Origin of the sequence: Neptunomonas concharum (assembly GCF_008630635.1) — a bacterium.
GTDB lineage: Bacteria > Pseudomonadota > Gammaproteobacteria > Pseudomonadales > Balneatricaceae > Neptunomonas > Neptunomonas concharum.
Genome location: NZ_CP043869.1, coordinates 2494239 through 2520620 on the forward strand (window position 1 = coordinate 2494239; position 26382 = coordinate 2520620).

22 protein-coding genes are annotated in these 26382 nt (G+C 47.1%); 6 read left to right on the top strand and 16 right to left on the bottom strand.

Features of this window, described 5'->3' with window-relative positions; translation table 11 throughout:
- Positions 1–42 precede the first annotated feature (42 nt).
- The 3 genes from infC to F0U83_RS11770 form a co-directional block, all read right to left on the bottom strand.
- On the bottom strand, positions 43–588 hold the full coding sequence (gene infC, locus F0U83_RS11760) for a translation initiation factor IF-3 (protein WP_138987026.1): 546 nt from the start codon (positions 586–588) through the stop codon (positions 43–45).
- A 12-nt stretch (positions 589–600) separates the two neighbouring features.
- Positions 601–2517, bottom strand: a complete 1917-nt coding sequence (gene thrS, locus F0U83_RS11765; RefSeq protein WP_138987025.1) for a threonine--tRNA ligase — start codon at positions 2515–2517, stop codon at positions 601–603.
- A gap of 147 nt (positions 2518–2664) precedes the next feature.
- Positions 2665–3354 carry a FadR/GntR family transcriptional regulator gene (locus F0U83_RS11770; RefSeq protein ID WP_138987024.1) on the bottom strand — a complete coding sequence of 230 codons (690 nt, stop codon included), beginning with the start codon at positions 3352–3354 and terminating at the stop codon, positions 2665–2667.
- A gap of 138 nt (positions 3355–3492) precedes the next feature.
- Here F0U83_RS11770 and F0U83_RS11775 point away from each other — a divergent pair, with 138 nt between their 5' ends.
- From F0U83_RS11775 to F0U83_RS11785, 3 genes are read left to right on the top strand one after another with little or no spacing between them, the layout of a single operon-like run.
- On the top strand, positions 3493–4281 hold the full coding sequence (locus F0U83_RS11775) for a (Fe-S)-binding protein (RefSeq protein WP_138987023.1): 789 nt from the start codon (positions 3493–3495) through the stop codon (positions 4279–4281).
- A gap of 11 nt (positions 4282–4292) precedes the next feature.
- The gene (locus tag F0U83_RS11780) at positions 4293–5699 is read left to right on the top strand and encodes a LutB/LldF family L-lactate oxidation iron-sulfur protein (RefSeq protein ID WP_138987022.1); all 1407 of its coding nucleotides are present in this window, start codon (positions 4293–4295) and stop codon (positions 5697–5699) included.
- A 16-nt stretch (positions 5700–5715) separates the two neighbouring features.
- Complete coding sequence (locus tag F0U83_RS11785) at positions 5716–6381, top strand: LutC/YkgG family protein (RefSeq protein ID WP_138987021.1); 666 nt, start codon at positions 5716–5718, stop codon at positions 6379–6381.
- A 59-nt stretch (positions 6382–6440) separates the two neighbouring features.
- Here the strand turns inward: F0U83_RS11785 and F0U83_RS11790 are convergent, their stop codons facing one another.
- The 5 genes from F0U83_RS11790 to F0U83_RS11810 all read right to left on the bottom strand — a co-directional run bounded on the left by F0U83_RS11790 (position 6441) and on the right by F0U83_RS11810 (position 12861).
- Positions 6441–6572, bottom strand: a complete 132-nt coding sequence (locus tag F0U83_RS11790; RefSeq protein WP_138987020.1) for an entericidin A/B family lipoprotein — start codon at positions 6570–6572, stop codon at positions 6441–6443.
- 219 nt (positions 6573–6791) lie between these two features.
- Positions 6792–9710: an aminomethyl-transferring glycine dehydrogenase gene (gcvP, locus tag F0U83_RS11795; RefSeq protein ID WP_138987019.1), complete on the bottom strand. Its 2919-nt coding sequence runs from the start codon at positions 9708–9710 to the stop codon at positions 6792–6794.
- Complete coding sequence (gene gcvH, locus F0U83_RS11800) at positions 9682–10074, bottom strand: glycine cleavage system protein GcvH (protein ID WP_138987018.1); 393 nt, start codon at positions 10072–10074, stop codon at positions 9682–9684. The genes gcvP and gcvH overlap by 29 nt, the downstream gene beginning before the upstream one ends.
- Positions 10075–10146: 72 nt before the next feature.
- Positions 10147–11442, bottom strand: a complete 1296-nt coding sequence (gene glyA / locus F0U83_RS11805) for a serine hydroxymethyltransferase (protein WP_138987017.1) — start codon at positions 11440–11442, stop codon at positions 10147–10149.
- 33 nt (positions 11443–11475) lie between these two features.
- Positions 11476–12861 carry an L-serine ammonia-lyase gene (locus F0U83_RS11810; RefSeq protein WP_138987016.1) on the bottom strand — a complete coding sequence of 462 codons (1386 nt, stop codon included), beginning with the start codon at positions 12859–12861 and terminating at the stop codon, positions 11476–11478.
- A gap of 354 nt (positions 12862–13215) precedes the next feature.
- On the opposite strand from F0U83_RS11810, the gene F0U83_RS11815 reads away from it, so the two are divergent.
- The 3 genes from F0U83_RS11815 to F0U83_RS11825 are packed head-to-tail and all read left to right on the top strand — an operon-like array spanning position 13216 to position 16359.
- Positions 13216–14577, top strand: coding sequence for an alanine/glycine:cation symporter family protein (locus tag F0U83_RS11815; protein ID WP_138987015.1), 1362 nt, complete (start codon positions 13216–13218; stop codon positions 14575–14577).
- A 60-nt stretch (positions 14578–14637) separates the two neighbouring features.
- Entirely contained in the window at positions 14638–15768 is a 1131-nt protein-coding gene (gcvT, locus tag F0U83_RS11820) for a glycine cleavage system aminomethyltransferase GcvT (RefSeq protein WP_138987014.1), read from the top strand.
- A 24-nt stretch (positions 15769–15792) separates the two neighbouring features.
- Positions 15793–16359: a sarcosine oxidase subunit gamma family protein gene (locus tag F0U83_RS11825; RefSeq protein ID WP_138987013.1), complete on the top strand. Its 567-nt coding sequence runs from the start codon at positions 15793–15795 to the stop codon at positions 16357–16359.
- 1 nt (position 16360) lies between these two features.
- Here the strand turns inward: F0U83_RS11825 and F0U83_RS11830 are convergent, their stop codons facing one another.
- The 8 genes from F0U83_RS11830 to F0U83_RS11865 form a co-directional block, all read right to left on the bottom strand.
- Complete coding sequence (locus tag F0U83_RS11830) at positions 16361–18706, bottom strand: DNA polymerase II (RefSeq protein ID WP_150036811.1); 2346 nt, start codon at positions 18704–18706, stop codon at positions 16361–16363.
- A 3-nt stretch (positions 18707–18709) separates the two neighbouring features.
- Complete coding sequence (gene mvaD / locus F0U83_RS11835; protein ID WP_138987011.1) at positions 18710–19708, bottom strand: diphosphomevalonate decarboxylase; 999 nt, start codon at positions 19706–19708, stop codon at positions 18710–18712.
- Positions 19698–20633: a mevalonate kinase gene (gene mvk, locus F0U83_RS11840; RefSeq protein ID WP_246077680.1), complete on the bottom strand. Its 936-nt coding sequence runs from the start codon at positions 20631–20633 to the stop codon at positions 19698–19700. The genes mvaD and mvk overlap by 11 nt, the downstream gene beginning before the upstream one ends.
- Positions 20611–21654 (bottom strand): mevalonate kinase family protein, encoded by a 1044-nt coding sequence (locus F0U83_RS11845; protein WP_138987010.1) that lies wholly within the window; start codon positions 21652–21654, stop codon positions 20611–20613. The genes mvk and F0U83_RS11845 overlap by 23 nt, the downstream gene beginning before the upstream one ends.
- Positions 21654–22826: a hydroxymethylglutaryl-CoA synthase gene (locus F0U83_RS11850; protein ID WP_138987009.1), complete on the bottom strand. Its 1173-nt coding sequence runs from the start codon at positions 22824–22826 to the stop codon at positions 21654–21656. The genes F0U83_RS11845 and F0U83_RS11850 overlap by 1 nt, the downstream gene beginning before the upstream one ends.
- Before the next feature lie 15 nt (positions 22827–22841).
- The gene (fni, locus tag F0U83_RS11855) at positions 22842–23873 is read right to left on the bottom strand and encodes a type 2 isopentenyl-diphosphate Delta-isomerase (protein ID WP_138987008.1); all 1032 of its coding nucleotides are present in this window, start codon (positions 23871–23873) and stop codon (positions 22842–22844) included.
- Complete coding sequence (locus F0U83_RS11860; protein ID WP_138987007.1) at positions 23873–24907, bottom strand: hydroxymethylglutaryl-CoA reductase; 1035 nt, start codon at positions 24905–24907, stop codon at positions 23873–23875. The genes fni and F0U83_RS11860 overlap by 1 nt, the downstream gene beginning before the upstream one ends.
- Before the next feature lie 108 nt (positions 24908–25015).
- Positions 25016–26359 (bottom strand): TolC family outer membrane protein, encoded by a 1344-nt coding sequence (locus F0U83_RS11865; RefSeq protein WP_138987006.1) that lies wholly within the window; start codon positions 26357–26359, stop codon positions 25016–25018.
- Positions 26360–26382 lie beyond the last annotated feature (23 nt).

Below are 26382 nucleotides of genomic sequence, written 5' to 3' on the forward strand. Positions count from 1 at the left end.
AGCTATATCGAAACATAGACGCGGGTTATGCGGCGTTAGGAATTACTTTTTCTTCTTCGGGGCGATCACCATGATCATTTGACGACCTTCCATCTTTGGACGCTGTTCAACGACTGCCAGCTCTTCTAGATCTTTTTCGATCCGAAGTAGTAGCTGCATGCCCAGTTCCTGATGAGCCATCTCACGGCCGCGGAAACGTAATGTAACCTTAGCCTTATCCCCTGCTTCTAGGAAACGTATCAGGTTGCGTAGTTTTACCTGATAATCCCCATCTTCCGTCGCAGGACGGAATTTTATTTCCTTAACCTGGGTCTGATGCTGCTGCTTTTTAGCCTCAGCCATCTTTTTCTTCTGCTCGTATTGGAACTTACCAAAGTCCATCAATTTACATACGATGGGATCTGAGTCAGAAATTTGTACCAAGTCAAGTTCAGCCTCTTGAGCCATCTCAAGAGCCTGATTAAGCGATACGATACCTACCTGTTCACCATCAGAGCCAATCAAACGTAACTCGGATGCTCTGATATTCTCATTAATAGGCGCGCGATTATCACGGGCGCCTCTTCTGTTATCGCGCTTAATTGCTATATCTCCTAATAATTATTCTGTACGGCTCTTCTGTTCCACATCTTTTCTGAGGAAATCTGTGAATGCCTCAATAGTCATAGTGCCAAGATCTTCGCCGGTACGGGTACGCACAGCGACACAGCCGTTTTCGACTTCTTTATCACCAACTACCAAAAGGAAAGGAACCTTCTGAAGAGTACGCTCGCGGATTTTAAAGCCGATCTTCTCGTTTCTCAAGTCCGATATCGCCCTAAAGCCAGAATTATCCAATATTTTTACCACTTTTTCGGAATATTCTGCTTGTTTGTCGGTAATGTTCATAACAACAGCTTGAACAGGTGACAACCAAGTAGGCAATGCTCCGGCGTAGTTTTCAATCAAAATACCGATAAAACGCTCAAACGAACCCAGAATTGCTCGATGCAGCATGACCGGAGTCTCACGTTCGCCGCTCTCGTTGACAAATTGTGCGCCTAAGCGCCCTGGCATTGAGAAATCTACCTGTATTGTACCACATTGCCAGACACGTCCGAGACAATCCTTCAAAGAGAATTCAACTTTAGGGCCGTAGAAAGCACCTTCACCTGGAAGCTTATCCCAATCGAGGTTGGCATTATCCAGTGCATCAGCCAAGGCTTTTTCCGCTTTATCCCAGATTTCATCCGATCCGACACGCTGTTCAGGGCGAGTGGATAGTTTATAAATTACTTCATTGAAGCCAAAGTCAGCATAGACTTCATGCAGGAAGTCGATAAAGCTGGCAACCTCTTTTTGGATATCATTTTCTGCACAGAAGATATGCGCATCATCCTGAACAAAGCCACGTACACGCATGATACCATGCAGCGCGCCAGACGGTTCGTTACGGTGACAACAGCCAAACTCTGCCAGACGTAGTGGCAGATCACGGTAAGAACGCAACCCTTGGTTAAACACCTGAACATGACCTGGGCAGTTCATAGGCTTGATAGCGAAGTCACGGCTTTCAGAATGAGTAGTGAACATCTCCTCTGAGAACTTGTCCCAATGGCCTGACTTTTCCCAAAGTGTACGCTCAACTACTTGTGGCGTTCTTATCTCTTGATAGCCATGACGACGAAGTTTTTCGCGCATGTAGCTTTCAATATTCTGGTATAGCGTCCATCCATTTGGGTGCCAAAAGACCATGCCTGGCGCTTCTTCCTGTAAATGAAAGAGGTTCAGTTGCTTGCCGAGTTTACGGTGATCACGTTTTTCGGCTTCTTCAAGACGATGCAAGTACGCTTTCAACTCTTTCTTATCGCCCCATGCAGTACCGTATATGCGCTGCAACATCTCGTTGTTAGAGTCGCCGCGCCAGTATGCACCAGCTACTTTCATGAGCTTAAAGGCTTTGATATGACCCGTAGAAGGCACGTGCGGACCACGGCAAAGGTCGATAAAGTCACCTTGAGAGTAGAATGATAAATCCTGCCCTTCGGGTACGGCCTGAAGCAGTTCAACCTTGTACTTCTCGCCCATCTCATCAAACATTTTAGTCGCTTCATCACGACTCATAATCGAGCGGCTAACCGGCAAATTCTGCTTTGCCAGCTCTGCCATTTTTTTCTCGATCTTTTCTAAATCTTCTGGTGTGAAAGCTCTTTCATAGGCGAAGTCGTAGTAAAAACCGTCTTCTATAACAGGGCCTATCGTCACCTGTGCACCCGGGAATAGTTCCTGCACAGCCATCGCCATCAAGTGAGCACATGAGTGGCGAATCACTTCCAGCCCCTCTTCATCTCGTGGCGTAATTAAAGAGAGATTGCTGTCTTCAGCAATGGTATATGTAGTATCTACCAAAGTGCCATTCACTTTACCAGCTAAGGCCGCTTTCGCTAAACCTGCGCCAATATCAGCAGCAACATCAAATACAGTAACCGGGTTAGCAAACTCGCGTTTACTTCCATCAGGGAGGGTAATGACAGGCATGTTATTTCCTTAAAGTTCTATGGTGGCCGATACGAAGGGCCACTGTGCCGTATAAAAAAGGTGTCACACAAACCAAGTGCTAATCACCAACGGCGGCGATTCTACCGCAAAGCACAACACAATCCCACCTTAGTCGACGGGGATATCTTATTCTGCTTCTTCCAGCTGCCTTCGTGTGTAGAGAATATGTTCAACGGCTACTTTTTTGGCTCTTTCAGGATCGCGTTTCATTAGGGCATCATAGATCTGTTCATGCTGCATACGAATACCGTCAGGATATCGCCCAAAGCGGATAAGCGTACGATTAAGCACCCCATAGATCGCATTGAAATATCGGTTATAAAATAACTGGCTAAACGCCACAATCAGCATGTGATGGCTGGATTCTGCAATCATCATATGAAAACGCAGGTCCGCTTTAGCTTTGGCTAAAGTCGTTTCACCTAAGCTGCGTTGCTGCATACGCTGAAATTCATCACTGATATCCTGTAATTGCTCATCGGTCGCTCTTAACGCCGCAAAATAGGCCGCTTCTCCTTCAAGAAACGCACGTGCATCCAGCACTCGAAGCTGTAGTTCTAAGTGGTCGCCTCCCACTTCTTGCGGCATATCAGCGCGTTGTGCGATCAGATTTTCACATACACTACGCCCTCCATGCTGGGTCGTAATAAGCTGTGCCAATTCCATTTGCTGGACGACTTCTCGGACAGTGGCTCGAGATATCTGGTATTGATCCGCCAGCTGGCGCTGGGAAGGCAATGCTTGACCAGGTACCAGATCTCCTTTCAAGATCTTACCGGTCAGATCAGCATACAATTGCTGCTTCTGAGAACTCATGATGCGCCTCTCATTTCTTGGTCAGACCAGTTTAGCGCTTAACGTTTATTAAATCAGCCCGCTTGCCTATCTTTGTTATAACTAAGCAAGCACATTGCTCATATAACAAAAATAGTTCAAGAACCTCAGGTATTTGCCATGCAATCATCCCAGAAGCCTATACAGGTTGGTTTATTTGTTACCTGCCTTGTAGATATGTTCCGACCCAGTATCGGATTCGCAACCATTAAGCTATTAGAGAGCGCAGGCTGCCAGGTCGAAGTACCCGAGGCACAAACCTGCTGTGGACAACCCGCTTTTAACTCAGGGGATAAAAAAACCACTCAGGAGATAGCCCGCCAAACCATTCAGGCCTTTGATGGGTACCAGTATGTTGTTGGCCCCTCTGGCTCTTGCATTGGTATGCTGCACTACTATGTAGATCTATTTGATGAGGATGATCCATGGAAGGCCCGCGCTGAGAGCTTAAAAAGCCGCGCTTTTGAAATCACTTCTTTTTTAACCGATGTGCTGAACTTTGATCAGGTACTGGCCAGCTATGAAGGCCATGCAACTTATCATGATTCCTGCTCTGGCTTACGACAATTGGGTATCAAGCAGCAACCCCGAAAGCTCTTAGCAAAAGTCGCTGGTCTGGAGCTAAGCGAAATGGAAGAAGCTGAAACATGCTGCGGCTTTGGAGGTACTTTTTGCGTCAAGTACGCTGATATCTCTAATCGCATGGTCGAGAATAAATCCACTTATATTCAGGACTCCGGGGCAACTACGCTACTCGGTGGTGATTTAGGTTGTTTACTTAATATGGCAGGTAAGCTGAAGCGCGAAGGCCATAACATAGAAGCCCGTCATATCGTTGAAGTCCTCGCCGGTATGACGGATGAACCCGCTATAGGCGAAGCGGCCTATTCACTCGGCAAGCCACTGTAGGAGCCTGAATTATGCAGATCAACAGTCCCGCATTTAAAGAAAACGCCCGCATCGCCTTGCATGATGTGAATTTACAAAAGGCTTTGGGTAATTTGAAGGCCGGCTTTCCAACGAAACGCGCCGCCGCTGTCGCTCGTATGCCTGAATTTGAACAACTTCGTGATGAAGGCACTGCGCTCAAAAACCATATTCTCGAAAACTTAGACATCTACCTTGAGCAATTCGAGGAGAATGTTGTTAAAAACGGCGGCCATGTTCATTGGTGCCGTACTTCGAAAGACGCCTGCAAAACCATACTCGACATCTGTAAAGAGGTGGATGCCAAAACGGTTACCAAAGGTAAGTCGATGGTTTCAGAGGAGATCAATCTGAATGATTACCTTGAAAAAAATGGTGTTGAACCTATAGAAACCGACTTAGGAGAATATATTCTACAGCTGCGTGGTGATCACCCAAGTCATATTATCGCACCAGCCATACATCTTAATCTGGAAGATGTGTCTGATATCTTTCACGAAAAGCACCACCGCCCCAAATCCAGTGATCCTGCTGTACTCATGCAAGAAGCTCGTGAAATGCTCCGCCAGAAGTTTGCCTCTGCTGACGTCGGCATCACCGGTGCTAATTTTTTTGTGGCGGAAACCGGCTCTACCATTATTGTGACGAATGAAGGCAACGGCGACCTCACCCAAACCTTACCCAAAACGCATATCGTTGTAACCTCTATCGAGAAGGTAGTGCCTACATTAGAAGATATGACCTTGTTCCTACGTCTGCTGGCACGCTCAGCTACAGGTCAGGAATTTACGGTATACAATACATTGTCGACTGGCCCACGAAGAGCAGGAGATCAGGATGGACCAGAAAACTTTCACGTTGTGCTAGTCGATAATGGCCGAAGTGAAATGGTGGGCAGCGAGTTTCAAGAAATGTTGCGTTGTATTCGTTGCTCCGCCTGCATGAACCACTGCCCGGTTTATGGCGCGGTGGGCGGCCACTCTTATGGTTGGGTGTATCCAGGACCTATGGGCTCCGTACTTACACCTAAAATGATAGGTATAGAGAACGCTGGTTTACTACCCAATGCATCTACCTTCTGCGGAAAATGCGAATCAGTCTGCCCTGTACGCATCCCTCTTCCAAAACTGATGCGCCACTGGCGCGAAGATGAATTCAGCCGCCATCTCAGCCCCAAAGCGGTTCGCTGGGGTTTAGGCGGCTGGGCATTCTTTGCTAAACGTCCAGCGCTGTATCGGATTCTCTCCAGTAGCTCGAATCTGTTTTTACGGTTGGCTGCAGGTAAGAAAGGGCGAATCAAAAAGCTTCCTCTGGCCAGTGGTTGGACTAATTGGCGCGATATGCCAGCACCCAGTGGCAAAACCTTTATGCAACAGTACAAGTCTGGCAAGAAAGATTAATTAGAGGATACCTAAGATGAGTAAATCAGAGATTTTAGGCAATATCCGCCGCGGCCTAAAACGAGGCGAAGCCTCAACAGAACAGAAAGCATCGGTAGCACAACGGTTATCACGACATACCCGTAATCTAGTTCCACAAAGAGCCCAATTACCCCATGAAGAGCAGATTAAACTCTTTATTGAGATGGCCAAAGAAGCAGCTGCCGAGGTATTTGAACTTGAGAGCATTGATGATGTGCCTGCGATTTGCAACCAGTGGCTCACCTCTCATGGGCTGACGCACATAGTGACTGGCAGTGACAGCGAGCTGCTATCGCTTGATTGGTCTAAAGCAGAAAACATCGCAACCGAGCAACGAGTCGCTCAAGTGGGAGATCAAGCCAGTTTAACGCTTAGCTTTGCGGGTATCGCTGAAACTGGGACCTTAATGCTCCACTCACGAGGGGAAAGCCCAACTACGCTAAATTTTCTGCCGGATACCCATTTTGTCGTACTGAATCGATCAGACATCGTAGGCCCCTATGAAGATGCTTGGCAGAAGCTGCGAGAGTCAACAAATGGAGAGATGCCTAGAACCGTCAATATGATCACGGGCCCATCTCGCAGTGCCGATATAGAGCAAAAGCTGCAAATGGGTGCCCACGGCCCCAAAGACCTGATTATTCTATTAATCAATCGATGATATAACCTTGCGTAGCATACAAAGGGCGTAAACACGCCCCTTTGTATTTCGAGAATACTTTATTTAGTCGCGGCTTTCTCGATAGCTGCACCGCCTTTCTTCAGATCTTTGCCAATCCCTTCAACAGTACTACATCCTGAAACAGCAAAGCCCAAAACCAACGCCAATAAAGTAATTGATAACTTTTTCATTCATAGTCCTAAATCAATAACAGAAATTATCAGTTCACCCGTAGACAATAACAGGTTGGAATAATTCAGTGAAGTCACTCAAGACTAACATACACGTAGCTTTCTACGGGATAAAAAAAACGGCTACCACTGATGTGATAGCCGCTAAAGGCCTTTTGCTATTTAAGTGATTAACGTCGCTCCCGACGGTTACCTTGGAAGTAACAAGGAGAACTACGTTTAATCGCGATAAGCCTCAACACCAGGGCAAGAACAGATAAAGTTCCTATCCCCATAAACATTATCGACGCGATTAACGGCTGGCCAGAACTTACTATCGCGAGTTGACGCGGTAGGAAACACTGCTTCATCGCGGCTATAAGCTCGATTCCACTCTGCTGTAATGTCTACCATGGTATGCGGCGCATGATGCAGAGGGTTATCTTCTGCTGGCCATTCACCACTTTGCACTTTCGCGATCTCCTGACGAACCATCACCATCGCTTCGATAAAGCGATCCAGCTCTACCTTAGATTCTGACTCTGTTGGCTCGATCATCAACGTTCCCGCAACAGGGAAAGACATCGTCGGCGCGTGGAAACCATAATCCATTAAACGCTTAGCAATATCTTCTTCTGTTACACCAGATGCTTCTTTGATTGGTCGAATATCAACGATGCACTCATGGGCAACCTTGTTATTACGTCCGCGGTAAAGAATTGGATAATGCTCGGCTAATTTTTCTGTCAGATAGTTTGCGCCCAGAATCGCATTTTGCGTCGACGCTTTCAGACCTGACTTACCCAGAAGACGAATGTACATATAGCTGATTGGCAAGATAGCGCCTGAGCCATAAGGCGATGCCGATACAGCACCTACATCTGATTCCAGACCATTTACGGGTGTCACGCCATGGTTTGGTAAAAACGGCGCTAGATGACTTTTAACACCGATTGGCCCCATACCAGGTCCACCACCGCCATGCGGGATAGCGAAGGTTTTATGCAGATTAAGGTGAGAAACATCAGAGCCCATCAGTCCTGGCTTAGCAAGACCAACCTGAGCATTCATGTTTGCACCATCCATATACACCTGACCACCATGCTGATGAATAATGTCGCAGATCTCAACGATCTCTTCTTCATAAACACCGTGAGTCGATGGATAGGTAATCATCAATGTTGATAGATCAGCACTATGCTCTTGCGCCTTAGCACGCAGATCTTCCACATCCACGTTCCCCTTCTCATCACACTCCACAATGACAATTTTCATATTCATCATTGCAGCAGAAGCGGGGTTAGTTCCGTGAGCAGAAGAAGGGATCAAGCAGATGTTGCGATGCCCCTGACCGATGGATTCCTGATACTTACGAATCGCAAGCAGTCCCGCATATTCACCCGATGCACCCGAGTTAGGCTGAAGAGATACCGCATCATAACCGGTAATCTCTTCTAACATTGTTTGTAGCTCTGTGAACATTTCCAGATACCCTGTCGTTTGATCCTTAGGAGCAAACGGGTGGATATTGGCAAACTCAGGCCAAGTTACAGGGATCATCTGCGCTGTTGCATTTAGCTTCATGGTACAAGACCCGAGAGGGATCATGCCATGAGTCAGTGAGTAATCTTTATTTTCCAGCTTTTTCAGGTAACGTAACATGTCCGTTTCTGAATGGTAGCGGTTAAAGACTGGATGGCTGAGTATCGCATCCTGACGGCGCATTTCACCACGAATACCGGTATCACCCGATGCCACAATACGCGCATCAATAGCCGATACATCCAAACCATGATCCGAGCCGAGAAAAATATCAAACAGTTGCGCAACATCGGCTGCCGTGGTTGACTCATCCAAGCTGACACCTAGCTGATTCTCACCCACTTTTCGTAGGTTGCACCCGTGATCTAAAGCGCGCTGATAAATAGCAGCCTGTTGTTGACCGACATTAAAGGTAACCGTGTCAAAGTAGGTGCTGTTACCAGACATCCCCTTCTCCGCCAGACCTGTTGCCAAAATTGCTGCTAATCGGTGAATGCGCTCAGCAATCGCCTTCAAGCCTTCAGGACCGTGGTAAACGGCATACATAGCCGCCATATTGGCGAGCAATGCCTGCGCGGTACAGATATTTGAAGTCGCTTTATCACGGCGAATGTGCTGTTCTCGAGTTTGCATAGCCATACGTAAGGCTTGATTACCACGTGCATCAACAGAGACACCAATAATACGACCAGGAACAGAACGCTTAAGCTTATCGCTGGAAGCAAAGAAAGCTGCATGAGGGCCACCAAAGCCCATCGGCACACCTAAACGCTGGGCTGAACCCAAAACAACATCCGCACCCAGTTCGCCTGGGGATTTTAGCAGCACCAGCGCCATAGGATCCGCAGCAACCGACACCATAGCATTCTGCGACTTCGCCGCATCAATAATGGATTTAATATCGGTAATATCGCCATAAGTGCTCGGGTATTGCAGTTGTACGCCAAAGACATCATGGTTAGCTAACTCACTTGGGTTAGCGACTACAATCTCAAAGCCAAAATATTCAGCACGGGTTTTAATGACTTCTATCGTTTGCGGATGTACATCGTCCGCTATAAAGAAGGTATTGCTTTTCTTGCGGTTCGAGCGCTTGCAGAGCGTCATCGCTTCAGCAGCAGCTGTAGCCTCATCCAGCAAGGAGGCATTGGCCAGATCCATACCAGTAAGATCCATCACCATCTGCTGGAAGTTCAGCAGGGACTCTAAACGCCCCTGAGCGATCTCTGGCTGGTAAGGCGTATAAGCCGTATACCAACCCGGATTTTCCAAAACATTGCGTAAAATAACGTTGGGCACTAAGGTATTGTGATACCCCATGCCAATATACGACTTATGTACTTTGTTTTTTGATGCTAAAGACTTCAGGTAGCTTAATGCTTCTACTTCTGTCTGTGAGTCATCCATAGACAAAGCATCATCCAAACGAATGGAGCCCGGTAGCGTTTGCTGGATCAGGTCATCTAAAGAGGAAGCACCTACAACCTCCAGCATCGCCTGCTGATCATCCGGTGATAAGCCGATATGACGACGGGTAAAATCATGCTTTTGTTCAAGTTCACTCAGAGTACGTTTTTCCACTTTTGGATTACCCCTCTTCAGCGACGTTTGCCTCATAGGCATCTGCGCTCAGTAGATCGTTTAGCTCTTCAGCATCGGCAAGTTTGATTTTTGCAATCCAGCCATCTTCAAATGCTGACTCGTTAATCGTTTCTGGCGCATCTTCGAGCGCATCGTTAACGGCAACCACTTCTCCTGTAACCGGGGAATAGATATCAGAAGCGGCTTTTACAGACTCAACCAGTGAGAACTCTTCGCCCTTATCTACATTACGGCCAACTTCCGGCACTTCCACAAATACCACATCACCGAGCAGCTCTTGGGCATGGTCAGTTATACCAACTGTTACAGTGCCATCACCATTATCAAGAACCCATTCATGGGAAGCGGTATATTTCAGATTAGCGGGTACACTCATGATTTTTTCCTATCTTGGTTCATTCAGGCTCGCTTCACGTAGCGGCACCTGCATTAAAATTCGATTCAATGTTGATCAATTATACAGCGGGAAACGCAGACATAATGCTTCAACCTGCGCCTTAACGTTGGCTTCTACGGTGGCATCTCCCTCTGGGTTAGCGACTAAACCATCCAGAACATCACTAATAAGGTGTCCAATTAAACGGAACTCCTCTTCACCAAAGCCACGCGTTGTGCCGGCTGGTGTTCCTAAACGAATACCCGATGTCACCATGGGTTTCTCTGGGTCAAAAGGGATACCATTTTTATTACAAGTAATCCCGGCACGCTCTAATGCCTCTTCTACCTGATTACCCTTCAATCCTTTGGGGCGTAAGTCTACCAACATTAGATGCGTATCAGTACCACCTGTGACGATATCGCAGCCTCGTTCAACCATAACGCTAGCCAATGCCCTTGCGTTATCAACGACTTGTTGAATATAGGTTTTAAACTCAGGTTGAAGTGCTTCACCAAAAGCAACCGCCTTGGCAGCGATCACGTGCATCAACGGCCCACCCTGTAACCCCGGAAACACTGCTGAGTTAAACTTTTTACCCAACTCCAAATCATTGGAAAGAATCATGCCACCACGTGGGCCACGCAATGTTTTGTGTGTAGTCGTTGTCACAACATGGGCGTGAGACATTGGACTTGGGTGTGCGCCCGTGGCGACTAAGCCTGCGATGTGTGCCATATCAACCATCAAATACGCGCCAACCTTATCGGCAATTTGACGAAAACGGGCAAAATCAATTTCACGAGGGATCGCAGAGCCACCAGCAATAATCAATTTCGGTTGCACTTCTACTGCCAATGCCTCAACCGCATCGTAATCGATACGCTGGGTCTCTTGGGAAACGCCGTATTGCACAGCATTGAACCACTTACCCGATTGTGCAGGCCGCGCTCCGTGAGTCAGGTGACCACCCGCATCTAGTGACATACCTAAAATCGTATCGCCCGGCTGCAACAAAGCCATAAAAACCGCGCCATTGGCTTGCGCCCCCGAGTGAGGCTGAACGTTCACATATTCACAGCCAAACAGTTGCTTGGCACGCTCAATTGCCAGCGCTTCTGCCTTATCGACAAACTCACAACCACCATAATAACGTCGCCCAGGGTAACCTTCAGCATACTTATTAGTTAACACCGTACCCTGCGCTTGCATGACCGCTTTGGAAACAATATTTTCTGATGCGATCAATTCAATCTGTGTATTCTGGCGATGAAACTCTTCCTGTGCTGCCTGTTCAACGGCTTCATCACTTTCGGATAAGCCCCGTGAAAAGAAATCAGACAGCGCTGCTGTATTATGCTGTTGCGTCATTTTATTTTTCTCTTTGACTGAAAGTTAATACGATCAACAAGCCACTACGTTTACCGCAAGGCCACCTGTTGAGGTTTCTTTGTATTTTGCCTGCATATCAACACCAGTTTGGCGCATCGTTTCAATAACACTATCCAGTGAAACATGGTGCTCACCACTGCCTCTCAAGGCCAGTCTTGCCGCGTTAATCGCTTTGACGGCGCCCATGGTGTTGCGCTCGATACAGGGTACTTGCACTAAGCCACCAATCGGATCACACGTCAGTCCTAAATTGTGTTCCATGCCAATCTCGGCTGCATTCTCAACTTGTCTATTACTTCCGCCCATCACAGCGCACAGAGCGCCTGCAGCCATCGAGCACGCCACGCCAATCTCACCTTGGCATCCCACTTCTGCGGCGGAGATAGATGCGTTCTTTTTGTACAACATGCCAATGGCAGCAGCGGTTGCTAAAAACTGCTTGATACCAGCATCATTACTTGTCGGTACAAATCGAACGTAATAGGCCAAAACAGCAGGAATAACTCCAGCAGCACCATTGGTAGGTGCAGTAACGACCCGACCTCCTGCTGCATTCTCTTCATTCACAGCCATCGCATAGAGGTTGATCCAGTCCATCACTGTCAGCTGGTCTTTTAATCCCGCTTCAGGCTTATCTGTTAGCTCCTTGCGCAAAGCATGAGCGCGACGCTTAATATTCAGACCGCCGGGTAATATACCTGTCTCACGACAACCGCGATCAATACAGTCACTCATCACCTGCCATAGATGCATCAAGCCCGCATCAACCTCTGATTCTGATCGCCACGCCGCCTCATTTCTTATAACAACATCCGCTATAGATAAGCCATTGTCGTTTGCAACTGCTAAAAGTTGTTTGCCATTTTCAAAAGGATAGCGCAGCTCAATGGTAGACACGACATGACTCTGGCCTTGATCATTTGTCTCGGCATCACTTAAAACAAAGCCACCTCCGACAGAGTAAAAAACAGCTTCATGCAACACGATACCGGCAGAATCTGAGGCCCGAAAACGCATTCCATTCGGATGCTTAGGCAAGGATTCGCCAAAGTTAAAGCGCACATGGGACTCATATTTAAAAGGGATAGAATGCTTTGCGCCTAGCAACAACTGCCCAGTATTTTCTACCTCTTGGATATAGCTACTAACTTTATCTGGGTCGATAAGGTCTGGCTTCTCCCCTAACAGCCCCAATATTACAGCAACATCTGTAGAGTGGCCTTTACCTGTCATAGCCAATGAGCCAAATAGTCCCACTTGCACACTGGCCACTTGATCAAATTGCTGACGTGCCTCTAACTCCTCCAAAAACCGATTCGCAGCCACCATTGGGCCTACGGTATGAGAAGAAGAGGGACCAATACCTATTTTGAACAGATCAAAAATACTCAACGCCATGGCGCCGTCTCCACATTATTTTTATCGTTATATAAAGACAATAGTGCAATATCTGCCACCCTAGAAGCATCTTAGCCTAGCAATATTGTTTCCCGAAATCAAAATAAATTTCCTATAGGAAACTTTCATTTGTACAAGGTATGACTAGATTGCTGCTTTAAAGCTATTACCTATATTTAGCAGTCCAACGCCGACATACCAAAGCCCGTGTTTACCCACGATCAGAGTTATTCCAGCTTGCACATAAAGCCATGATAAGATAACTTGTTTCCTATTGGAAACTTTGTACATTAAAAGTAACCAATAAAAACACTCTCCATCAACAATAAAAATAAATTTTGAGGTGAGCTATCTATGGATACTCTTTCTACCCTGATCGGTGAAATCAACGGCATCGTTTGGGGACCACTCATGCTGGTTTTAATTCTCGGCGTCGGTCTCTTTCTTATGCTCGGCTTACGTTTAATGCCTATCCTAAAGTTAGGCACTGGATTTAAATTGCTTTTTGAGGGGCGAAACGCAAAAAAAGGCGAAGAGAATGAAGGGGAAATATCACCCTTTCAAGCACTAATGACAGCACTGTCAGCAACTGTCGGAACAGGCAATATCGCAGGTGTCGCCACCGCTGTTTTTTTGGGTGGTCCAGGTGCACTCTTTTGGATGTGGTGTACCGCCCTTGTCGGTATGGCAACCAAATACTCAGAAGCGGTACTAGCAGTAAAGTACCGTGAAGTCGACGAAGAAGGCCGCCACGTAGGTGGCCCTATGTATTACATTAAAAATGGTTTAGGTGCTAAATGGGCTTGGTTAGGTACTGCGTTCGCCATTTTCGGTGCCGTAGCCGCTTTTGGCATTGGCAATACCGTGCAATCGAACTCTGTTGCAGACGTACTACATTCTAATTTCGGGCTAAATACTTGGGTAACAGGTGCTATCTTAATGGCATTAGTGGGAGCCGTATTAATCGGTGGTATTAAGCGCATCGGCCATGTTGCTGGCGCACTGGTCCCCTTAATGGCAATAGCTTATCTGGGTGCAGGACTTGTAGTACTCGCCATTAATGCTGATGCGATTCCTCATGCACTGGATCTCGTATTTACCCATGCCTTCACACCGTCAGCTGCCGAGGGGGGCTTTGCTGGTGCTGCCGTCTGGATGGCTATCCGTTTTGGTGTGGCGCGAGGCATCTTTTCTAACGAAGCCGGGCTAGGTTCTGCACCTATTGCCCACGCTGCGGCTCAGACAAAAGATCCTGTTCGCCAGGGCTTGGTTGCTATGCTAGGCACCTTTATTGATACGATCATAATCTGCTCCATTACGGGATTGGTTATTATCACCTCAGGCGAGTGGACTTCGGGCGTCTCGGGAGCGGCACTCACCTCGGCTGCTTTTTCCCATGCGCTACCTGGGCTCGGCAATTATATTGTAGCCATCGCGTTAGCTATTTTTGCATTTACCACCATTATTGGCTGGTCATTCTACGGAGAGCGCTGTGTCGAATTTCTTTTTGGTGTAAAAGCGATCACTCCTTACCGAATCCTGTGGATTATTGCTGTGCCGATTGGTGCGGGTGTCAGTTTAGATTTTATCTGGCTTTTAGCCGATACCTTGAATGCCATGATGGCTATCCCTAACTTGATCGCGCTAGCACTCTTGAGCCCTGTGGTGTTCTCCTTGACTCGCGAGTATTTTAATCGAAATAACCACCCTAACTAATCATAAGCGGGAGGCTATCAAACGCCTCCCTCAGCCTACTTTGACATGTGGAGACAAAAGATGACTGATTCACAAACAGCTGAACTCAATAAAACCCCGCTCTTTGCATTACATCATGAGCTCGGCGCTAAAATGGTACCGTTCGCAGGATTCTCAATGCCAGTGCAGTACCCGCTGGGCGTGAAGAAGGAACATTTGCAAACTCGTAACCAGGCTGGCTTATTTGATGTATCACACATGGGCCAAGTCCGCTTAACAGGCCCCCAAGCGGCAGCAGCTTTAGAGAAGCTTGTACCGGTGGATATTATTGATCTACCCGAAGGTAAACAGCGCTATGCCCTATTCACCAACGAGCAGGGCGGCATCATGGATGACTTGATGGTCACCAATTATGGCGACTGGATCTATGTCGTGGTGAATGCCGCATGTAAAGAGCAAGATATTGCTCATATGAGGGCAAATCTAGGCACAGACGTAGAACTTGAAGTACTGGATGATCGCGCACTCATCGCCATTCAAGGCCCAACCGCAGCCGCTGCAGTTGCTCGTATTCAGCCAGCCGCTGCTGAGATGGTGTTCATGGACTCTCGCATCATGATGATTGATGGCGTTGAGTGCTTCATCTCTCGCTCTGGGTACACGGGTGAAGATGGTTTCGAAATTTCCATTCCTGCTGCTGATGCCGAGCGTCTGACTCGCCTCTTTCTTGAGCAACCTGAGATCGAAGCAATTGGTTTAGGTGCACGAGATTCGTTACGCTTGGAATCAGGTCTGTGCTTGTACGGTCATGATCTGGATAACACTACAACGCCCCTTGAAGGCAGTTTGATCTGGGCGATATCCAAATGTCGTCGTGCCGAGGGTGAGCGCGCAGGCGGCTTCCCAGGTGCTGATATTATTCTAGAACAGATAGAAAAGAAAAACTGGTCACGCAAGCGCGTTGGTTTATTAGGTGAAGGTCGAGCACCTGTTCGTGAAGGTACAGAGCTTTTTGATGCTGATAATAACTGTATTGGCATAGTCACCAGCGGCACCTATGGCCCGACGATTGAGGCACCTGTTGCCATGGGATACGTTGATACGGCATTTAGCACATTAGACACCCAAGTATTTGCTGAAGTCCGTGGTAAAAAATTACCTATGACCGTAGCTCGAATGCCATTTATCGAACAGCGCTACTATCGTGGTTAATCAATAAAGAAGTGGAGGCAAGCTATGCAGCAGGCTCAATCAAACACAGATGCTCTGGTTCATATCGCTATCGGTACACATATTGATCAGGATAATCGCGTGCAGGGTATTCGTGTTCACGAACGCCCTTTTATCGGTGATTTACAACTCGATGCTGATCCAGATAATCCTGCCTTTCTAATTGCTGTTGGCGAGATGCTAGGAGTAAAGCAGCCGCTGAGCGCTTGCCGCCTCACCTGTTTGGGGTCATTAGCGATTGTATGGTTAAGCGATCAGCACTGGTTGGTCCTGCGTTTACCTGGTGAACAGGGCTCTCTGACAACGCTGTTGCAACGTACTTTTGGTGATGATTTACACCTTGACTGCAATCAAACTGGCGCCACGCTTTTGGCACACCTAAACCCTGCAGCTATCAATTACCTGCTAAGCTCGGCAAACACACGAACCTTTCGTAAGCAGCCTGAAGCCCAGATAACCACTACGGGCACCCAAGCGATTCGTATTGAGTCCATAGAGTCCAACGATGCATTCGAGCTTTTGGTCAGGAAAGGTTACGCAAACCAACTCTGGGATTGGTTAAGCGTAAGCTGAACTATTGAAACAAGTCTCGCTGAGTGGCGATCAACTCAGCGAAGCTTTCTTCTTTAAAGCATAAGATAGCATCGACCACTGGCATCAATTGCTTTTCAATGTAATGTTCATAATCAATGGGGGATCTGAGCTGCTCGATAGGTTCAGGCCCACTTACGGTCATCACATAGCTGACATGATCACCCGGCTGATAGGGGTCTGCTCTTCCTTGCTGCTGCCAATAAACCTGCGCTTTCAGCGCCGCCTGAACATGGGGCGGCTTCATTCGCAGATAGGCATCCAGTGGCTGGCGTAAGCGCCGACGATAAACCAACTGATCGTTGAGACGACCTGCTCGTAAGTCATTTACCAACGTTTTTAAGTACGGTCGATACGGTTGCTCAGTAAAAACAGCTTCATAGAGATTTTTTTGCACCTCTCGGGCTAACGGTGTCCAGTCGGAACGGACATTTTCCAACCCTTTGAATACCAGTTTACTCTTCCCATCCGCTTGACGCTGTAAACCTGCATAGCGCTTTTTGCTGCCCTTTTCAGAATGGCGCATACGCGGCATCAAGAAACGCGTAAAGAGAGTTTCATACTCCAATTCTAAAAAGCATGGCGTGTTGAACTGTTTTTCAACCTGCGCTTTCCACCAGTCGTTCAAATAGGTGGCGAGTTCTCTTCCACGCTGTTCGGCAGCCTGCTCATTGAATGCCTCTCCCAAAAGCACAAACACCGAGTCAGTATCCCCATAGATCACTTGGTGACCAAAAAAACGTTCAATCTCATCTCGCGTTTGTTGGAGAATCTGATGACCTCTTAGTGTAATAGAACCTGACAAGCGTTGATCGAAGAAGCGACATACATCAGAACCCAACACCCCATAAAAAGAGTTCATGATAATTTTAATCGCTTGAGAAAACACAGCGTTTTTATTCTGCTTGGCCAAATCCCGCGCACACCACAACTCCTCAATAATCGTGGGTAAAATCGCTTTGGATTTGCTAAAAATTGCACCGTTAAACCCAGGGACAAGATCATCTTCATCAGCCCCTTCTTTAAGACCTTCAGCCAATCCAGCGGGGTCAATGCGAAACGTTCTGATAATACTGGGATATAGGCTTTTAAAGTCCAGCACTAGGACTTGCTGGTAGAGTCCAGGCTGTGACTCCATCACAAACCCACCCGGTGCATCCATACCTCTGACGCCCGAAGCATATTCAGGCGCTACATAACCGGCTCTATGCAATCGGGGGAGATACTGAAAATCAAAAGCCGCCGCCGAACCGCCTACCTTATCTAGAGACAAGCCTGTCAGTCGAGTTCGCTCCAACAAATATTCGATTAACTGTGTTTCTTCGAATATATCCCAAACCAGTTTGCAATCTTCCAAGTTATAACGAGCCAGTGCTGCCTTATCTTCACGATATAACCGCTGAATCTCTGCGCCTCTGTCATTAGGCTGATGGATCAGTTTTCCGCGCTGAAAAAGCTGCTGGGAAACGTACTCCAACGCATAGCTTTCAAAGTGATAGGTTGCGCCTTTAAGCGCATCGATACCATCGATAACTAAACGTCCTTCAAGCCGAACGTACCATTTACCGGCTTCAGAACGGACCACTTTGAGTGGCTGATGGTCCCGCCCTAAACGTAGTGGTATTTTTAACGCTTCAGCGCGCTCTGCTAGTACTCTGAAGTCAAAACCAACAACGTTCCAACCAATGAACAGATCCGGATTATATTTTTCTACTTGGTGAATAAAGCCCCGAATCAGCGACGCTTCATCAGGGTAACAAACCACATTATCGGGGTGCTCAGATGACTCTATTTCACCACGCATGAGCACCACGGAAATATCTGCCCCATATAATCCTATCGAGTGTATTCGATCGGCTTTCATGGAGGTTTCTAAATCAATAGACAGTACTTTTAAAGTGGGGCGAAACTCAACTGGCTGCAAACGCACTCCACTAGAGACCGGATTGACTTCAGCTCCACCAAAGATAAAGCGCTCCATCAAATAACGATCTACCGGGCGGATATCCTCCTCTATCATCACTACCTGGTGCGATGTCAGTATTTCGCAGATTTGCCGTTGCAGACTAAGAAATTGACAATAGATCCCCGCAACTGGCCGTTGATTAAGATCTACGAGATTAAGAGAGGTGATACGCCATCCAGCCAGATGAGAAAGTAAGCCTGATATTCGCTCACTATCTGCAGCTAAGAAAAAAAAAACGCTCTCTTGGCCTTGAATAGTGAACAGCTCAGCTCCGGTTGTGTGCCGTAACCAATAGCGCAACTGTATGCCGTCAGACTGATCTTGCTGATGGCGCGACAACACAAAGCCTCGCGACAGCGACATCGATCAGTCTACTGCGAACGGCGTAACCACTTCCAAGCCACTAAACTCTGCTTCCAGCAAAGCTTGATGTTTTTGCTGGAAAAGCAGTTTTAAGTTAGGACCAGCATCCATGGTGAAATAGACAGGAATACCCGCTTCTCGAAGCTGCCAGACTTTTTGCATTGCCATAAGGGACTCGGGCTTCCAATACACCAACGGCGGCCAAGAGGCGATCATGGTAGCGTGCATAGACATCGCGTTATGTTCAGCCGTTGCTCCGAGTGCTTCAAAATCCTGAGACTGCAAAGCAGCATGTAGCTTTTCTAGGTCCCCTGCTGCTTGCGCTGGCCAACTTCCATAAAGATGCGCGGTGTCGATGGTTCTCTGCATACCACTGCGAGAGTCTACCGCTTTTTGACCGGTACTAACTTTCACCAAACCAATACATAAATCTGGCCAGAAAACAGGAATAGGAATCCCATGACTGTCCATACCATCAGCTTGTTGGCCCATTTGCCATTCAACAAAACCCGAATAAATAGAACGCGACGCACTGCCACTGCCCATTCGAGCAAACACAGAGAGTACGGTATCCTCAAGATCCAACGAGAAGAACCGATTCAGCGCCAACGTAAGTGCTGCAAAACCTGATGCTGACGAGGCCAACCCTGCGGCTGTAGGGATATTATTGCGAGTATCAACCACTAAGGGGAGTACTTGATCACGACGAAAGAGGTCGACAAAGGAAACGACTTTTTTTGCGAACGCTTGCTCTAATGGTAACGATTTCCCATTGAGAAAGACTTCATCCTTACCTGATGATGATGGCCGTATTTGCGTATGGCTACCCAAGTGCGCTAACGAAACGGATAAACTGGAGTTAACGGGCAAGTTAAGCACCTTATCCCTTTTCCCCCAATATTTACATAAAGCGATGTTACTGGGTGCAAACGCCTCTGCCTGCTCCCCAAACACTAAATGATTCGGTAAATACCGGCCAACAATATCCGCTTTAGTTAACATCGCATAATACCCCTGTATTACTCACCGCCACATCAATGCGCTCGTACGGTACAGATAAAGATGTATCCTCCCCTAAGGCGATTACACAATCGCCTAAACCCGAGCCAGAAATCTTAACACCCCGTATGGCTGACGACTCTCTTAACCGATAGATAATATCCGAGAGCACTGCATCATTCACACCTAAGGCATCCATCAATCCCTGATAGAGATTCATTAACTGCCCAAGCTGTTGCCAGTCTTGACTTGCAACCGCTGACTCTGCCGTTAGTGTGGTTTCATTCATAAGTTGATAAAGCGACCGGTATAGTTCTGGGAAAGCTTGAGTCGACTCAGCAACACGCGCCAGCACGTCCGGGGTCTTAGTTTTGTAGCCTGCATAGTAAAGCGATATAGCTGGTAATCCTGGCAAAGGTGAGATTTGTCGGGGCGATACCGTATAGGCAATTAGGCCACCATACACACTGGCTGCTAGGTCTGTGCCCGAACCTCTTCCTTGAACACCGTGGACAACAGATAAAGCATGCTCAAATAGCTCTTCCGGCCCAACCTGGTCACCTCGAAAAGCCAGCAACGCGTTTACTGTCGCCACCGTCACTGCCGCTGAGGACCCTAATCCAACCGTATGGGAGAGCTCTGACTCAATATGCAGTTCAAAGCCAGATGAAAGCTGTGTTTTGCATTGATTAATAGCAAAGAGCACAAAGCTTAATCGCGAATCATCAGGTAGTTCATCTAAAGAACCTTGATACTGAGCCAGGGCTGACCGAATAACAATGTTGCGATCAGGTCTTGGATTCAAAGTTACGTGTATGCGTTTATCGACCGCACAAGCAAGGGCACGGTGGCCAAAAAGCACGGCATGTTCACCCATCAGCATTAAACTGCCCGGCGCTGAAACTTTAATCTCCGATATAACGTGCACCTTGCAAATCCTCTTCTACGCTTCCCCAGCGATACCCCGGATACTCAGTCATTATCTCGCTAAAATCACCATCCGGCCAATAGGCAAGTACCAAGCCAGCTGTATCACCTTTATGAGCCCCAGCACCGCTTATTTTAGCGGCGCCACCCGCCCGTTCAATGCGTTCAATAAAGCGTGACGCTGAACAAGGAACCACACCAATACGTTTTAAAAGCTGGTGATTCTCACGAATAAGCTCTATGACGGCATGATGTGCCGCCATCTCATGTATTAACTGTTCTGTAATACCGGAGAACTCATCCCACAAAATCGTATCCGCTTCATGAGTTTGGCGCACAAATTGTACACACTCACCCGTAGATACCATGGGTTTTCCAGTAAACACCCAATACCAACCTGGCCCAAGAGAAATATCCAGCTTCCTAACCTGCTGGTTCTGAATATGATTCATACCACCATAGGTAACAGCCGCCGCATCAATTGCGCTCCCTCGGCCATGCTGTAAACGCTCACAAAAACGGACCATTTCGAAGCGCTGATCAATACTGAGCGGTTTTTCCAGCAGATGTTCGTAAAGCACCAATGTTGCAGCGATAGCAGAAGCAGAAGAACCCATTCCAGCACCTAGAGGTAAATCAGAATGACTGGAAAGTCTACCCGGCATAGGAAGATAACTCTGACTAGATGCGCGCCCCGGCACAGGTAAATGATGAATTAGCGATGACAAGGTATAGATCAGCAGATCATCGGGCTTATTAAGAATCTGTTGGATCGGTAATTGCCCCTGAAGAAAATCATCAAAGCGGGAATCAAGTTTCTTTTTAAGAGAGCCCAATGCATTGAGGGGATAATGAACACCTGACGAGATACCAGAAAAGAGGGTATTAATGGTTTTACTTTCGCTCAAGGGTCTAAAACTGACTACCGTATGTTTGCGAACCGCAACGGCAACCGCCTGCGCACCATATACGACTGAGTGTTCACCACTCAGGATTATTTTACCTGGGGCACAGGCTCGCATCAGATAGCGACGTATTCGCGTTTATGATGCGCTATAGCAGATAGGCGAAAGCGCCCTTGAGATCCGCTTGCTGCAATCTCATGCACATCACCATCTTGCGGATCGGGTGCTTTATAAAGATGGAGATACTCCTCGTAACTTACCTCTTTACGCTGCTCTAACATCATCTGGTGCTCAGACGTAAATAAGCAGTTCTGGTAACCCTGGACAACACGACCTGAAAAAAACTCAGCCACGCAACCGGAACCATAACTGAAAAAGCCTATGCGCTTACCAGACAAATCCCTCTGATGATTCTCCAACAAGGAAGCTAAACCAATATACATTGATGCGGTATAACTATTGCCGATGATTCGGTTGTACGAAAGCGTATCTTGGATTTGTTGCTCTAAAGCCTCTACCGAGAGCTCGCTTTTATTAACCTTGGCCAAGTGCTGATGGGCTTTTTGCGCCATTCGGCTAAAAGGCAAGTGGTAACAGAAATGACTAAAATCAGCAAAGGAATAAGTGCTAGCCTCTCGGAAATGCTCCCACGCTTTTTTAAGCGCTCTCAGATAGATTTTCGTTGAGTACTTGCCATCTACCAGTGCGGTCTTTCGATAGTTCGGCCGCCAAAAATCCATAACATCTTCTGCGTAATTACCCACTTCTGGGTCAATGGATAGCACGCGAGGGTTAGCAGTGATCATGATCGCAACGGCACCACAACCTTGAGTTGCTTCTCCTGGGGTATTCAAATCATATCGGGCAATATCAGACGCTATCACCAATACTTTTTTCTCTGGCTGGCGCGCAACCAATGCACACGCCATCTGAATAGCGGCAGTCGCACTGTAACACGCCTGTTTCAACTCGACGATACGGCAGTTCTCGTTTAAGCCCAATAAGCGATGAACATAAACACCTGCGGCTTTTGACTGGTCAATACCAGTTTCCGTGGCAAAGAGCAGACTGGAAACCTGTTCCCCTGCCCCTTCTTGAACAAGTGGATAAGCAGCGTTGGCAGCCATGGTAACGATATCTTCATCGTGTGCAGCCATACCCATTTTTTCTTGCCCAATTCCCTGATAGTACTTATCAGGGTCTGTCTCCTGAACTTGGGCAAGCGTCCTCAAATCCAAGAAATAGTTTGAGGTGTAGAAACTAATTTGATCAATACCAACTGATGACATATGTGAGTACGTTCCTCAACGCTCCTCAAGAATGAGACTCTCATTCCCAAATAACGACGCTACATCCGGCATGCCTAATAAAAACATCGCTGTTGTAAACTCTTTGCGCAATCGCTCAATCGCTTCAATAACAGCTTCAGCCGACTCCATGGCGGGTTGTAAAAAGGGAGCCGCCACTCCACAAACAGAGGCGCCGAGTATAACAGATTTGACCATATCAATCCCATCTCTTACACCGCCACTGGCTACAAAACATCCTTGAGTGCGATAAGGCGCTGATAATCTTAAGGCAACAGGTGTCGGAATCCCCCAATCTTGGAAGACTAAGCCTAGATTTTCGGTGGGGTCCAAGCGCCGATGATGCTCGATACGACTCCAAGAGGTTCCACCGGTTCCTGCCATATCAAAGTGTGTAATTCCGGCACCTAGCCCTAACTCAACATCCGCAGGCGACAAACCCGAACCAACTTCTTTTAATAAAACAGGTACGCGAAGCTCGCTAACCAACACCTCTAGTTTTTCTGCCAGTCCTTTGAAATTAGTATCACCCTCAGGCTGAACGGCTTCTTGCAAAGGATTCAAGTGCAGATAAAGCGCATCTGCACCTAAAACATCTGCAGCTTGTTGGCATTCTTGAGCGGAAAAACCATAATTCAGCTGCACCGCCCCAACATTTCCTATCAATACGGCCGTTGGCGCATATTGACGTAATTCAAAACTGGATCGAGCAGCCTTATCAACAAACATTACCCGCTGCGACCCTACCGACATGGCTACCTGACAGTGCTCGGCAGCCAACGCAAGATTTTTATTAATCTTACGCACCAATTCATGATTCCCACCGGTCATAGAAGAAATCAACAGCGGGAAACTCAGTGTCTTACCCAGAAAATTCACCGACGTATCAATGTCAGTCAGATTAATTTCAGGCAGTGCACGATGAATCAAGTGCAGTCGATCAAAATAACGCCGATCCCTTTCTATATCAGGATCAATATCAAACGCTCTAATATGCTCTATTTTACGTTCATTCGTTTGGTCAGACATTAACGCTCCAGTTTCAGATGCGCTTCCATTAACTCACCAGGATTAGTTTGGGCAGCCAAAAGCGAAAGTTCACCACATAAAACCGTCGCCGCGCATATAGCAGCTAAACGGCGAGCATTTTCACCTGGCTTCCGCTCCTCTTTACAACCTAAAAGCCGTAAGTTCTCTTCTACAAAGCCCAAACCTTTGCCATTACCGACACTACCAACAATTAGGTTTGGAAGGGTGCAGGAGAAATAAAGGTCGCCATTTCTGACCTCTGCATGAACAACACCTTGAGAGCCTTCGATGATATTAGCAGCATCTTGCCCTGTCGCCAGGTAGAAGCCCAATAACATATTTGCATAGTGCGCATTCGCACTGCGCAAGCCACCCGCGATCATTGTTCCTATGAGATTTTTTTTGATATTGAGGTCAACAATTTTCTCAGGCGTAGTCAATAAGCGTCTTTCACACAGATCACGGGGGATAGTAATCTCACTAACCACATATTTACCACGACCTAAGATACCATTCACTGCCGTAGCTTTTTTATCTGAGCAATAATTGCCAGAAATAGATGAGTAACGCAGAGCAGGATACTCACGTAAAATCCAAGGAATTATTCGATCTGCCGCATTGGTCACCATATTGTGGCCGGATGCATCACCGGTATGAAATTCAAGCCTCAGGTAAAGTAAATTACCCACAATTTGGCTATGCATATCAATTAGTTTTGCAAATCGGCTAGAGCTTGCCACGACCTCATTTAACTCATCCTGTCGAGAAAGGATGCTAGTCAGTGCTTTATGTGCTTCATAAGCATCATCTGCTTCTAACAAAATGGAGCGAGTCATACGCTCGTCCACTACCGTAGTCTTGATACCATCAGTAAGCACAGACACCCGAGCTCCACGACCCACCGAGTGCCAAAGCGGAGTTTCATAGGTCGCTAGAGGCACCGACACTTTTTCATTTAATAGATGCCCGCTAATTTTGAGCGGACCCACCCAACGCATCGGTATCGGTGCTTGTAATATTTTATGTGACTTCATAACAACCTATATAAACGAAAAAGGGCTGCTTGCCAGCAACCCTTTTCAAGACTTCAGGCAGGCGGATTTTATCGGCCATACCCGTGTAATGCAAACATACCTGTTTGGTTAAGACTCAGTATCAACAAGCTCTTGCAAATCAGTTGATGCAAGTGGTGCCATATCTACTTTCATTAAATCAAGTATTTCACCCATACCCTGCACCAAACGGTACTGGGCAGCCATGTAATCATACTTCGCAGCAATCAAAGCATTCTTGGAAGAGAATACCTCGTTCTCAGTATCCAATAAGTCCAGCAAAGAGCGCTGCCCGATATCAAATTGCTTTAAGTATGAGTCACGTGTGGAGATACTGGATTCAACATGCTGCTCCAAAAACTTCATCTGGCGGCCAAGAATCTCATAGGCATTCCATGAAAGCTCAATACTTTCTAGCGTTTGACGGTAAGCATTAGCATGAATCTCTTTCGCTTCATTGATTTGATGATGTGTCTGACGAATACGTGCTTTATCACTACCGCCGTTATATAGGTTATAACGCAAACGCAACATCGCCGTCAGGTCTTCGTTACTTCCTTCAACACCATCAATGTTGTCGTTCCATGTACGATCAACTTCAAAGTTGAGTTTCGGATACATCAGGCTCTTAGCCGAGTTGTATTGCTCATTAGCAGCAACCACATCAGCCAAAGCTAACTTTAGAGTCGGATGATTTTTTAATGCACGATCAACCGCTTCAGATGAGCTAGAAGGAAGCACAGTTTGATCAAACACAGGCGGCGTTAACGCCCCAGGACAGCACACACCCGTAACTCGCTGGTAGTTCGTCTTTGCATCCAGAAGGTTATTTTCAGCCGACAACACATTAACTTCAGCCAGCGATAAACGACCTTGTGCCTGCTGAATAGAAGCCCTTGTTCCTAAGCCCGAATTAGATCGCTTACGAATCTGATCATAAACACGAACATGGTTGTAAAGTGTTTCATTCGCTTGGTTCAGTAGCTCCTGACGTTTAATAACTTCCAGATAAGCACGTGTTGCCTCAAGCGCTTTCTCTTCAGCCACTTCTCTAACACGATGGTTGCGTGCTTCCAAACGCGCAGCATGTCGATCTACTTCGCTTGAAGTCAGAAAACCATCAAACAACATCTGTCGAATACTCAGGCTTGCTTCTCGTCGTTGTAGATCTTCATCACCGTCGCCAGTGTTCTTAGTTGACTGGTTTTTTGTCCACTCATAGCCCAAGCCAGCAGCCACATCAATCTTTGGATAAAAACCGCCTCGTGCCTGACGAACCTCCTCAAACACCGCATTCCTAGCATTCACTACGGATTTCACTTCAGGGTTTTTCATAACGGCATCAGCGACAACTGATTCCAGTTCTGCTGCATGTACTGCGTTCCCTGAGCCCAATGCAATCGCCAGTGACAACAACGCCTGCTTTAGTTTCACTATGTTAGCCCTCGACAATAGTT

Bases quoted from the DNA above. Each gene is read 5' to 3' on its own strand.
- thrS (WP_138987025.1), bottom strand. From the start codon at position 2,517: ATGCCTGTCATTACCCTCCCTGATGGAAGTAAACGCGAGTTTGCTAAC.
- F0U83_RS11770 (WP_138987024.1), bottom strand. From the start codon at position 3,354: ATGAGTTCTCAGAAGCAGCAATTGTATGCTGATCTGACCGGTAAGATC.
- F0U83_RS11775 (WP_138987023.1), top strand. From the start codon at position 3,493: ATGCAATCATCCCAGAAGCCTATACAGGTTGGTTTATTTGTTACCTGC.
- F0U83_RS11780 (WP_138987022.1), top strand. From the start codon at position 4,293: ATGCAGATCAACAGTCCCGCATTTAAAGAAAACGCCCGCATCGCCTTG.
- F0U83_RS11785 (WP_138987021.1), top strand. From the start codon at position 5,716: ATGAGTAAATCAGAGATTTTAGGCAATATCCGCCGCGGCCTAAAACGA.
- F0U83_RS11790 (WP_138987020.1), bottom strand. From the start codon at position 6,572: ATGAAAAAGTTATCAATTACTTTATTGGCGTTGGTTTTGGGCTTTGCT.
- gcvP (WP_138987019.1), bottom strand. From the start codon at position 9,710: ATGAGGCAAACGTCGCTGAAGAGGGGTAATCCAAAAGTGGAAAAACGT.
- glyA (WP_138987017.1), bottom strand. From the start codon at position 11,442: ATGACGCAACAGCATAATACAGCAGCGCTGTCTGATTTCTTTTCACGG.
- F0U83_RS11810 (WP_138987016.1), bottom strand. From the start codon at position 12,861: ATGGCGTTGAGTATTTTTGATCTGTTCAAAATAGGTATTGGTCCCTCT.
- F0U83_RS11815 (WP_138987015.1), top strand. From the start codon at position 13,216: ATGGATACTCTTTCTACCCTGATCGGTGAAATCAACGGCATCGTTTGG.
- gcvT (WP_138987014.1), top strand. From the start codon at position 14,638: ATGACTGATTCACAAACAGCTGAACTCAATAAAACCCCGCTCTTTGCA.
- F0U83_RS11825 (WP_138987013.1), top strand. From the start codon at position 15,793: ATGCAGCAGGCTCAATCAAACACAGATGCTCTGGTTCATATCGCTATC.
- F0U83_RS11830 (WP_150036811.1), bottom strand. From the start codon at position 18,706: ATGTCGCTGTCGCGAGGCTTTGTGTTGTCGCGCCATCAGCAAGATCAG.
- mvaD (WP_138987011.1), bottom strand. From the start codon at position 19,708: ATGTTAACTAAAGCGGATATTGTTGGCCGGTATTTACCGAATCATTTA.
- F0U83_RS11845 (WP_138987010.1), bottom strand. From the start codon at position 21,654: ATGCGAGCCTGTGCCCCAGGTAAAATAATCCTGAGTGGTGAACACTCA.
- F0U83_RS11850 (WP_138987009.1), bottom strand. From the start codon at position 22,826: ATGTCATCAGTTGGTATTGATCAAATTAGTTTCTACACCTCAAACTAT.
- fni (WP_138987008.1), bottom strand. From the start codon at position 23,873: ATGTCTGACCAAACGAATGAACGTAAAATAGAGCATATTAGAGCGTTT.
- F0U83_RS11860 (WP_138987007.1), bottom strand. From the start codon at position 24,907: ATGAAGTCACATAAAATATTACAAGCACCGATACCGATGCGTTGGGTG.